This is a genomic window from Streptomyces sp. NPDC110618, from assembly GCF_055657065.1.
In genome coordinates this window covers 77013-87206 of the sequence record NZ_JBVKBN010000002.1, presented here as the reverse complement: position 1 = coordinate 87206, position 10194 = coordinate 77013, and the positions used below count along the sequence as shown (strand labels likewise).

8 protein-coding genes are annotated in these 10194 nt (G+C 73.1%); 4 read left to right on the top strand and 4 right to left on the bottom strand.

Translation table 11 applies throughout. From position 1 onward, the window contains the following. The first annotated feature begins 102 nt into the window (after positions 1 to 102). The 4 genes from ACZ7L7_RS03545 to ACZ7L7_RS03530 all read left to right on the top strand — a co-directional run bounded on the left by ACZ7L7_RS03545 (position 103) and on the right by ACZ7L7_RS03530 (position 5349). Positions 103 to 2190, top strand: coding sequence for an MMPL family transporter (locus tag ACZ7L7_RS03545; protein ID WP_472074620.1), 2088 nt, complete (start codon positions 103 to 105; stop codon positions 2188 to 2190). A gap of 101 nt (positions 2191 to 2291) precedes the next feature. Continuing rightward, the gene (locus ACZ7L7_RS03540) at positions 2292 to 3461 is read left to right on the top strand and encodes a sensor histidine kinase (protein ID WP_453600287.1); all 1170 of its coding nucleotides are present in this window, start codon (positions 2292 to 2294) and stop codon (positions 3459 to 3461) included. After that, positions 3458 to 4120: a response regulator gene (locus ACZ7L7_RS03535; RefSeq protein ID WP_285511179.1), complete on the top strand. Its 663-nt coding sequence runs from the start codon at positions 3458 to 3460 to the stop codon at positions 4118 to 4120. The genes ACZ7L7_RS03540 and ACZ7L7_RS03535 overlap by 4 nt, the downstream gene beginning before the upstream one ends. Before the next feature lie 38 nt (positions 4121 to 4158). Then, positions 4159 to 5349: a sialidase family protein gene (locus ACZ7L7_RS03530; RefSeq protein WP_285511180.1), complete on the top strand. Its 1191-nt coding sequence runs from the start codon at positions 4159 to 4161 to the stop codon at positions 5347 to 5349. Here the strand turns inward: ACZ7L7_RS03530 and ACZ7L7_RS03525 are convergent. Genes ACZ7L7_RS03525 through ACZ7L7_RS03510 form a run of 4 tightly spaced genes read right to left on the bottom strand, consistent with a single transcriptional unit; the run spans position 5346 to position 10190 of the window. Beyond that, on the bottom strand, positions 5346 to 6272 hold the full coding sequence (locus ACZ7L7_RS03525; RefSeq protein ID WP_453600248.1) for a dihydrodipicolinate synthase family protein: 927 nt from the start codon (positions 6270 to 6272) through the stop codon (positions 5346 to 5348). The two genes, ACZ7L7_RS03530 and ACZ7L7_RS03525, sit on opposite strands and share 4 nt — an antisense overlap. Continuing rightward, on the bottom strand, positions 6269 to 7282 hold the full coding sequence (locus ACZ7L7_RS03520; RefSeq protein ID WP_471592011.1) for an ABC transporter ATP-binding protein: 1014 nt from the start codon (positions 7280 to 7282) through the stop codon (positions 6269 to 6271). Before ACZ7L7_RS03520 ends, ACZ7L7_RS03525 begins: the two co-directional genes overlap by 4 nt. Next, positions 7279 to 9231, bottom strand: coding sequence for a dipeptide/oligopeptide/nickel ABC transporter permease/ATP-binding protein (locus tag ACZ7L7_RS03515; protein WP_472074617.1), 1953 nt, complete (start codon positions 9229 to 9231; stop codon positions 7279 to 7281). The genes ACZ7L7_RS03520 and ACZ7L7_RS03515 overlap by 4 nt, the downstream gene beginning before the upstream one ends. After that, positions 9228 to 10190 carry an ABC transporter permease gene (locus ACZ7L7_RS03510; RefSeq protein ID WP_471592013.1) on the bottom strand — a complete coding sequence of 321 codons (963 nt, stop codon included), beginning with the start codon at positions 10188 to 10190 and terminating at the stop codon, positions 9228 to 9230. The genes ACZ7L7_RS03515 and ACZ7L7_RS03510 overlap by 4 nt, the downstream gene beginning before the upstream one ends. Between the last annotated feature and the right edge of the window lie 4 nt (positions 10191 to 10194).

Sequence of the window (10194 nt, the reverse complement as noted above, 5' to 3'; positions counted from 1 at the left end):
GGAAGTATCGCCCAACTCGCCCTGCCGCCGGACGAATACGCCCCCTCCCCCCGGAAGTCTGGAACCCGAACCGGACGACACGTAACGGAGGGAGGCCCGCTCATGGGGGCCGGTAGGACTTCTGATCGGGGGCGGCGGGCCGTGCCCTGGGTGGTGCTCGGGCTGTGGGTCGTCGTGCTGGCGATCGCCTCGCCGTTCGCCTCCAAGCTCGCCGACGCGCAGCGCGACCGGGCGGTGGACTACCTGCCCGCCAGTGCCGACTCCACCCAGGTCGCCAAGATCCAGGACGAGTTGCCCGGGGGTGAGACCACGCAGATGGTCGTGGTCTATCACCGGGCCGGCGGGCTGACGGAGGCCGACCGCGCCCTCGCCGCCGGGCAGATCGGGGAGATCGCCGGAGCGCACCGGCTGGCCGCCGAGCCCGAGGGCGTACCGTCCGAGGACGGCACCACGCTGATGTACCCGGTGGCCAGCAATGAGCCGGGGACTGACGAGGACGCCCGGGACGAGCTCGTCAACGCCGTGCGGGAGGTCGCCAAGGGCGGGGACGGGTTGCGTGTCGAGGTGGGTGGGGAGGGGGCTCTGGCCACCGACGCCGCCGAGGTGTACCAGTCGCTCGACGGGCCGCTGCTGTATACGACCGTGTCTGTTGTGGCCCTGTTGCTGATCCTCATCTACCGCAGCCCGTTCCTGTGGCTGGTGCCGCTCGTCGTGGCCGGCGCCGCCAACTATCTCTCCATGGGCGTCGCCTACGGGCTCCACGAGTGGTTCGGCACGTCGATCTCCGGCCAGGGCTCCGGGATCATGACGATCCTCGTCTTCGGCGCCGGCACCGACTACGCGCTGCTGCTGGTCTCGCGCTACCGCGAGGAACTGCGCCGCATCGAGCGCCCGTACGACGCCATGGTCGCCGCCCTCAAGGGCTGCGGTCCGGCCGTGCTCGCCTCCTCCGGGACCGTGGCCGCCGGGCTGCTGTGCCTGCTCGCCGCCGACCTCAACTCCAGCCGGGGCATGGGCCCGCTGGGCACCGTCGGTGTGCTGTGCGCGCTGGCCGCGATGCTGACCCTGCTGCCGACCGTGCTCGTCCTGCTCGGGCGGCGTGTGTTCTGGCCGCTGATCCCGCGCCACGGCTCCGTCCCGAAGGCACGCCGGTCGCTGTTCTCCGCGATGGGCAGCTCCGCCGGACGCCGTCCCGTCGCCGTCCTCCTCGGCGGCGGTGTGCTGCTCGGCGCGCTGGCGCTCGGCACCTTCAACCTGCCCGGCAGCCTCAAGCAGGAGGACTCCTTCACCAGCAAGCCCGACGCCATCGCCGCGATGGAGACCCTCGCCGCCGCCTACCCCGAGCGCAGCACCCAGCCCATCACGGTCATCACCCCGGCCGGCCGCGTCGAGGACGCCCTCGCCGAGATCCGCGACACCCGCGGCGTCGACAGCGCCGAGACCGGGCGCACCGGGGACGGCTGGACCGAGATCTCCGTGCTGGCCGTCGCACCGCCGCAGAGCGCGGGGGAGACGGACACCATCAAGGACCTGCGGGACCGGCTCGACGGCTCCTACGTCGGCGGGCCGAGCGCCGAGCAGCTGGACCTGAAGGACACCAACGCCCGCGACCGGACGATCGTCGTGCCGATCGTGCTGGTGTCGGTACTGCTCATCCTGATCGCCCTGCTCCGCTCGGTCGTCGCCCCGCTGATCCTGGTCTCCGCGGTGGTCGCCGTCTGGGGCGCCGCCCTCGGTATCGGCGGGCTCGTCTTCGGGCCGCTGTTCGGCTTCGAGGGCACCGACCCCGGGCTCGGACTGCTCTCCTTCGTCTTCCTGGTCGCCCTCGGCGTCGACTACGGCATCTTCCTGATGCACCGGATGCGCGAGGAGTCCCTGCGCGGCGCCGAACCGGACAGCGCCGCCCTCACCGCGCTGCGCACCACCGGCGGGGTGATCGCCTCCGCCGGCCTGGTCCTCGCCGCCACCTTCGCGGTGCTGACCAACATGCCCATGGTCCAGCTCGTCGAGCTCGGCTTCGTCATCGCGGTCGGGGTGCTGCTGGACACCTTCCTGGTCCGCACCTACCTGGTGACCAGCGCCAGCGTCGTCCTGGGCCGCAAGGTGTGGTGGCCGGGCGCCCTGTCCAAGGCGCCGGAACACGTCGTACCGCCGATGGAACCGGAACGGGTCACCGCGGCCACCCACTGACCGATCGGCGCCCCTCCCTCCCGGAGGGGCGCCTTCCAGCGGAGGATGACCCCGTGCAGCCCACCAGCCCCGCGGCCCGCCCCCGAACAGGGGAGCGGATCATGGCCGCCATCAACCGCGACCCGACCACCGCCCCGCACGGCGCCCGCAACGACGCCCTGCTCGCGGTGGCGGCGCTCGTCCTCGCCGTGTTCCTGGGCACGATCACCGACGCCGGCCGGCGGCCCGACGCGGTCGGCTGGGCCCTCCTCGTCGGCGCGCATGTGCCGCTGCTGTGGCGGCGGCGCCGACCGCTGCTGGTGTTCGTGGCGGTGGTGGCGCTCGTCCTGCCGTACCACGGCCTCGACAACAACCACACCGCGCCCGTCCCCGCCTCGTTCATCGCGCTGTACACGGTCACCGTCACCCAGCGCGCCCTGCGCACGATCCTGGTGGCCGGCAGTGGACTCTTCCTGTCGATGACCGCGATGCTCACCATCAACGGCGGCAAGGAGGCCGCCGAACTGCTGCGCATCTACGGCTGGGTCTTCGCCGTCATCTTCGTCGGCATCGACGTCCGCTTCTACCGCCAGTACATCGCCGCCGTCTTCGAACGAGCCGAACGCGCCGAACGCACCCGCGAGGAGGAGGCCCGCCGCCGGGTCGCCGAGGAACGCCTGCGCATCGCCCGCGACCTGCACGATCTGCTCGCCCACAGCATCACCCTGATCGGCGTGCAGACCTCCGTCGCCGCCCATGTCCTGAACGCCGACCCCGAGCGGCTGGACCGGGCGACTCTCGCCAAGGCCCTCGACGACATCGCCGAGACCTGCCGCACCGCGCGCGGCGAACTGCGCACCACGCTGGAGGTGCTGCGCGAGCCCGGACCGGACGCGCGCGGCCCGCTGCCCGGCCTGGACGGCCTGCCCGACCTGGTGGAGGCGGCCCGCCTCGCGGGCGCCAAGGTGGAGCAGACGGTACGGGTCCACCAGGCGCCCCCCGCTGTCGGCGCCGCCGCCTACCGCATCGTGCAGGAGGCGCTCACCAACGCCGTACGGCACGCGGGACCCGAACCGGCCGTACGCATAGACCTGCACGAGCGGGACGGCGCCCTGCATCTGGCGGTCACCGACGACGGCGCCGGACCGACTCCGGGTGGCAAGGCACCCGGGTTCGGTCTGGTCGGAATGCGCGAGCGGGCGCGCAGCGTGGGCGGCACACTCGACGCCGGGCCGCGCGCACCGGGCGGCTTCCACGTCACCGCCGTACTGCCGCTGGGAGGAGCCACGTGACCGTCCGCGTCCTGCTCGCCGACGACCAGACCCTGGTCCGGGCCGCGTTCGCCATGCTCGTCGAGTCCGCGCCGGACATGGAGGTCGTCGGACAGGCCGCGACCGGCCGCGAGGCCGTGGAGCTGGCCCGCGCCGAACGCGCCGACCTGGTGGTGATGGACATCCGCATGCCCGACCTCGACGGCATCGAGGCGACCCGGCTCATCGCCGCCGACGAGGACCTGGCCGGGGTACGGGTCCTGGTGCTCACCACCTACGACACCGACGAGCACATCGTGGAGGCGCTGCGCGCCGGGGCCTCCGGGTTCCTGGTGAAGGACACCCGCCCGGCCGACCTCCTCGACGCGATCCGCACGGTCGCCGCCGGGGAGGCGCTGCTGTCGCCGGGGCCCACCGCACGGCTGATCGCGCGATTTCTGCGCAGCCCCTCGGCGCCGTCGGTGGGCGGTCCGGAGGGCCTGTCGGAGCGGGAGCGCGAGGTGCTCGCGCTGGTCGCGCGCGGGCTCAACAACACCGAGATCGCCGAGGCGTTGGGGCTCAGCCCGCTCACCGCGAAGACCCACGTCAGCCGGATCATGGGCAAGCTGGGGGCGCGGGACCGGGCGCAGCTGGTGATCGTGGCCTACGAGTCGGGGCTGGTGACCCCGGGAACCCTGTGACGGACCGTCAGCAACCGGCATTCCGTCAAGGGAGCTCGATGACCCTGCTCAGCCGCACTCTCCTCGTCACCGCGGTACTCCTCACCCCGGTCACCACGACCGGCCCGGCCGCCGCTGCCGCCGAGTGCACCTCCTCCGTGCCCTACGTCTCCGGTCAGGGCGGCTACGCCTCCTACCGCATCCCGGCGACCGTCACCACGCCCGCCGGCACCCTGCTGGCCTTCGCCGAGGGCCGCCGGGACGGCGCGGGCGACACCGGGAACATCGACGTCGTGCTGCGCCGCTCCACCGACGGCGGCTGCACCTGGGGCACGCAGACCGTGGTGGCGTACGGGGACGGCGACACGCGCGGCAATCCGGCGCCGGTGGTGGACCCGCGGACCGGCGCGGTCGTGCTGGTCACGTCGTACAACGGCGGCACGGTGACCGAGGGGCAGATCATGCGGGGCGAGGTGACGGCCCAGCAGGGCCGCCGGGTCTTCGTCCAGCGCAGCCGGGACGACGGGGAGAGCTTCAGCCCGCCCGAGGAGATCACCGAGCAGGTCAAGCGGCCCGACTGGCGCTGGTACGCCACCGGCCCCGGCCACGCCGTGGCCCTCCGTCACGGCCCGCACGCCGGGCGCCTGGTGATCCCCGCGAACCACTCGGTGGCCCCGCCGCCCGGCTCCGCCGACTCCGGTCAGGAGCCCAGGTACTACGGCGGCCACGCGATCGTCAGTGACGACGGCGGCGCCACCTGGCACATCGGATTCGTGGCCGGTGACTACGACGGACTCCACAACGCCAACGAGACCACGGCCACCGAACTGCCCGACGGCCGCCTCTACTTCAACGCCCGCGACCAGCACGGCAGCGGCATCGGCAACCGTCTCGACAGCTGGTCCGAGGACGGCGCCGAGACCCTGACCCGGCCGTACGCGATCCAGTCCGCCCTCGACGAGGTGCCGGTGGTGCAGGGCAGCGTCCTGCAGCTCGCCGGCGACGGGGCGCCGCTGCTGTTCTCCGGCCCGTCCGTGCCCACGGCCCGGCAGTCCATGGCGGTGTGGCGCAGCACCGACGGCGGGGCGGGCTTCACCAAGGCGCTCACGCTGTCCGAGCGCCGGGCCGCCTACTCCGACCTGGTGCAGGTCGACGCGGACACGGTCGGCGTGCTGTACGAGACGGGGCTGAAGGGGCCGTACGAGTCGATCGAGTTCCGCAGGCTGCCGGTGGCGGAACTCAGACCCTAGAGCAGTCCCGCCGACGCGAGGAACTTGCCCACTCGCGCCACTTCGTCCGGCGTGAGCGGTACCTGCGGGTGGGCCGTCGCCGGGCAGTCGATGACGCCGCGCAGGTGCAGGGCCGCCTTGAAGGCGCCGAGCGCCGACGAACTGCCGCCCATCCGGTCCGGGTCACCGGCCCGGACCATGCCGTACAGGGCGCACAGCCGCTCCTGCTCGGCGCGGGCCCGGTGCCGGTCGCCGGCGCGGCAGAGGCGGTCCAGGCGGACGTAGCCGTGCGGGTCGACGTTGGCCAGTCCCGGCACCGCCCCGTCCGCGCCCAGTTCCAGGGCCGCGTCCACGAACAGCTCCGAGCCGGTGAGCACGCTGAAGCCGGAGATGTCGGAGCGGTCGCGGGCGCCGGTGACGACCTCGCGGAAGCCCGCCAGGTCGCCGCTGGAGTCCTTCAGCCCGGCCAGCACGCCCTCCGCGGCGAGCTTCAGGACCAGGTCGGCGGGGAGCTTGGTGTGCACGGCGGCCGGGATGTCGTAGGCGATCACGGGGACGGGGCTGCCGGCGGCGATCAGGCGGAAGTGGCGGGCGAGTTCGGCCGGATGGGTGGCCGCGTAGAAGGGGGCGGTGGCCACGACGGCGTCCGCGCCGGCCGCCGCGGCCCGTGACACCTGGTCCAGCACGCGGGGCGTGGTCATGTCGATGACCCCGGCCAGCACCGGGAGCCGGCCGCCCACGTGCAGGGCCACCGTCTCGACGACCAGGCGCCGCTGCCGGTCCGTCAGGAAGGCGGCCTCGGAGGTCGACCCGAGCACGAACAGGCCCGACACCCCGCCGTCGATCAGGTGGTCGACCAGCCTGAGCAGCGAGTGGACGTCGATCTCGCGGTCCGGTGTCAGGGGGGTGCACACGGGAGGGACGACACCGGTGAGCGGATTCATGAGGGCTCCCTTGCGGACTGTGCCAGGTCGCGGGTCGACCGGTCCTCGTCGACAGGATGGTGGCAGCGGTACCGGTGCCCCGGCGTGGACGCGTCGGCGAGTTCCGGCACCTGCCGCGCGCACAGCTCTGTCGCCTTCCAGCATCGCGTCCGGAAGGCGCACCCGCTCGGCGGCCGGGTCGCCGACGGGACCGGCCCGGCCAGCGGAATCGGCTCCGCGGTCCGCAACAGGCCGGGCGCGGCGGAGAACAGGGCGCGGGTGTACGGGTGGCAGGAGCGGTCCGTCACCCGGTCGGCCGGTGCCTCCTCCACGATCCGGCCCAGGTACATCGTGACCACCCGGTCGCTCATCCGGCGCACGGTCTGGATGTCGTGCGAGACGAAGACGAGGGCGAGGCCCAGGCGTTCCTTGAGGTCGAGCAGCAGGTTCAGGATCTGCGCGCGGACGGACACGTCCAGGGCGCTGGTCGGCTCGTCGGCCACCACCAGTTCGGGTTCGAGTGCGAGGGCGCGGGCGATGGCGACGCGTTGCCGCTGACCTCCGGACAGCTGTCCGGGCAGGGCGTCGGCGAGCGCCGGGGGCAGCCCGACCAGCGCAATCAACTCCCTTACCCGGTCCTCACGTTCACGTCCGGTGCCGTGTTCGTGGACGTCGAGGGGGTCGCGCAGGATGCGCCCCACGGTCAGACGACGGTTCAGGGCGGTGGAGGGGTCCTGGAAGATCATTCCGGTGCTGCGGCCCACGGTGGTACGCCGCTCGCCCGGGGCCATGCCCCAGAGGTCACGGCCCCGGAAGAGCACGGTGCCGGCCGCCGGCCGCTCCACTCCCACCAGCACCTTGGCCAGGGTCGACTTGCCGCACCCGGACTCACCGACGACGCCGACGGTCTCACCGGGGGCGACGCGGAAGTCGACGCCGGTGAGGGCGTGGACGCGGTCGCGGGTGAGGAGGCCGCCGCCGCGGGCCTTGTGGGTGACGTGGGTGTCGTGCAGCTCGACGATGGCGGTCACTGCGCTGCCTTTCTCCGAGCCAGCGCGACCGCCGGTTCATGGCAGGCCGCCGTATGCGTGGGGGTGCCCAGCAGGGGTGGGCGGTCGGTCCGGCAGTGGGGCGTCGTGCTGGGGCAGCGGGTGGCGAAGCGGCAGCCCGCCGGGAAGTCCGCGGGGGACGGGACCACGCCCTTGATCTGGGTCAGGCGGGCCGAGGCCGCCTCCAGAGAGAGGACGCTGCCGAGCAGGCCCCGGGTGTAGTGGTGGGCCGGTTGTTCGAGCAGGTCGGCGGTCGTGCCCGTTTCGACGACCTGGCCGCCGTACATCACCACCACCCGGTCGGTGACCTCCGCGACCAGGGCGAGGTCGTGCGAGACGAGGACCAGGGCGAAACCCAGTTCCTCGCGCAGCCGCAGCAGCAGGGTCATGATCTGCGCCTGCACGGTGACGTCCAGGGCCGTCGTCGGTTCGTCGGCGACGATCAGCCGTGGGTCCCGGGACAGGGCCATGGCGATCAGGACGCGCTGGCGCTGACCGCCGGACAGTTCGTGCGGGTAACTGCGCAGGGTGCGGTCGGGGTCGAGGCCCACCAGGGCGAGCAGTTCGGCCGGGGTGCGGTGGCCGCCGCGCCGTACGAGCTGCTTGAGCTGGGCCCGTACCGTCATCGCCGGGTTCAGCGCGGACAGGGCGTCCTGGTGGACCATCGCGATCTCGTGCCCGAGCAGCCTGCGCCGCGCCCGCATCGGCTCGGCCAGCAGGTCCCGGCCCCGGAAGCGGACCCGGCCGCGCACCCGCGCACCCTTCGGCGGCAGGCCCATCACCGTCTGCGCCGTCAGCGACTTGCCGCAGCCCGACTCGCCGACCAGCCCCAGCACCTCGCCGGGCCGCACCTCGAAGCTGATCCCGTCGACGATGTCCACGCCCCGGTGGCGGTCCGGGAAGCCGATGGCGAGGTTCTCGACCGTCAGCACCGGTGCCGTGCCGGAGGGCAGCGGCCGGGCCCTCGACCGCACCCGCCGGGCGGCCTCCGCGAGGCCCGGCAGCACGGTGACCTGCGCACCGCTGCCCGCGTCCGCCGCCTCCGGTGCCTCCGCCACCTCCCGCGCCGCCGGCGCCGCCCACGCGTCCGACACGCCCTCCGCCAGGAGGTTCAGCGAGAGCACGGTGCCGAGGATCACCAGCCCCGGCAGCACCGTCGCCCACCAGCCCCCGGTCAGCACCATGTTCTTGCCGTCGGCGATGACACTGCCCCACGACGGATCCGGCGGCCGAACCCCCGCCCCGATGAAGGACAGCGACGCCTCGAACACGATCGCCTCGGCGACCTGCACCGTGCAGAACACCAGCACGGGCGCCGCGCAGTTGACGGCGACGTGCCGCCACACGATGTGCGGGGTGCGGGCGCCGATCACCCGTTCCGCGGTCACGTAGTCCTCGCCGTACTGGTCCAGGACGTTGGCCCGCACGACCCGGGCCGTGGGCGGGGTGAACAGGAAGGCGATCGCGCAGATCAGCACTGTGATCCCGCCGCCGAAGACGGCGACCAGGACGGCGGCCAGGGCGATCCCGGGGAACGCCATCACCACGTCCAGACAGCGCATCAGCGCCTCGTCCACCGCCCGCCGCGAGGTCGCCGCCACCGTGCCGATCAGCGCGCCCGCCACCAGGGCCAGCGCGGTCGCGCCGAGCCCGATCGCCAGCGACCAGCGCGCCCCGTACATCAGGCGGCTGAGGATGTCCCGGCCCAGGCTGTCCTGGCCCATCCAGTGCGCGGCGGACGGCGCCCCGGTGCCGCCGACGGGCGGCTGCTGCTCCAGCGGGTCGTGCGGGGCGAGCAGCGGCGCGCACACGGCGACGAGGACCACCAGTGCGAGGAAGGCGAGGGCCGCGTTCGACAAGGGCGGCAGTCGGCGCAGGCGGATGCCGGGGCGGGCCAGTGCCCGGGTGAGCCCGGCACGGTTCACGATCATGCGGCCGAGTCCCTCAGTCGTGGGTTGACCAGCAGGTACAGGACGTCGATCACGAGGTTGACGACGACGAAGCCGAACGCGGTGGTCAGCACCACGCCCTGGACGACCGCCGGGTCGCCGTTCTTCACCGCGTCGATCATCAGCTTGCCCATGCCGGGCAGCGAGAAGATCGTCTCGATGACGACCGCGCCGCCCAGCAGATAGCCGACCCGAAGACCGAGCACGGTCAGCGGATTGACCAGCGCGTTCCTGAGCACGTTCCGGCCCACCACCACGCGCGGCGGCAGGCCCCCGGCGATCGCGGTGTGCACGTAGTCCTTGTCCAGCTCCTCCACCACCGAGGTGCGCACGATCCGGGTGAGCTGCGCGGCTACCGGCAGGGACAGCGCCAGCGCGGGCAGGGTCATCGTCCACAGCCAGCCGGTGACGGAGTCGGCCGGATTGATGTAACCCCCGGAGGGGAACCAGCCCAGCTCCACCGCCAGGTACTGGATCATCAGCAGCGCCAGCCAGAACCCGGGCGCCGCCACCCCGACCAGCGAGACCACGCGGATCACCTGGTCCGGCAGCCGGTCCCGGTACACGGCCGCGACGACCCCGCCGAGCAGCGCCAGCACCACCGCGATCCCGAGCCCGAGGAAGGTGAGCTGGAGGGTCAGTGGCAGCGCGGTCAGCACCTGGTCGGCGACCTCGCCGCGGGTGAGGGCGCTGGTGCCGAGGTCGCCGTGGAGGAGGTCGCCGAGGAAGGCGACGTAGCGCACGGGCAGCGGGTCCAGCAGGCCGTTCTCCTCGCGGAACGTGCGCAGTTGCGCGGGGGTGGGGTTGGCGCCCTGGAAGAACGCGGACGCCGGGTCGACGGCGGAGAACCGCATCACCAGGAACACGAAGAGCACGATGCCGAGGGTGAGCGGCACCAGCAGGGCGAGCCGGCGCAGCAGGATCCGTACGACAGCTGTCATACCG

Excerpts from the sequence above, each read along its gene's own strand:
- ACZ7L7_RS03545 (WP_472074620.1), top strand. The coding sequence starts at position 103 with ATGGGGGCCGGTAGGACTTCTGATCGGGGGCGGCGGGCCGTGCCCTGG.
- ACZ7L7_RS03540 (WP_453600287.1), top strand. The coding sequence starts at position 2,292 with ATGGCCGCCATCAACCGCGACCCGACCACCGCCCCGCACGGCGCCCGC.
- ACZ7L7_RS03530 (WP_285511180.1), top strand. The coding sequence starts at position 4,159 with ATGACCCTGCTCAGCCGCACTCTCCTCGTCACCGCGGTACTCCTCACC.
- ACZ7L7_RS03525 (WP_453600248.1), bottom strand. The coding sequence starts at position 6,272 with ATGAATCCGCTCACCGGTGTCGTCCCTCCCGTGTGCACCCCCCTGACA.
- ACZ7L7_RS03515 (WP_472074617.1), bottom strand. The coding sequence starts at position 9,231 with ATGATCGTGAACCGTGCCGGGCTCACCCGGGCACTGGCCCGCCCCGGC.
- ACZ7L7_RS03510 (WP_471592013.1), bottom strand. The coding sequence starts at position 10,190 with ATGACAGCTGTCGTACGGATCCTGCTGCGCCGGCTCGCCCTGCTGGTG.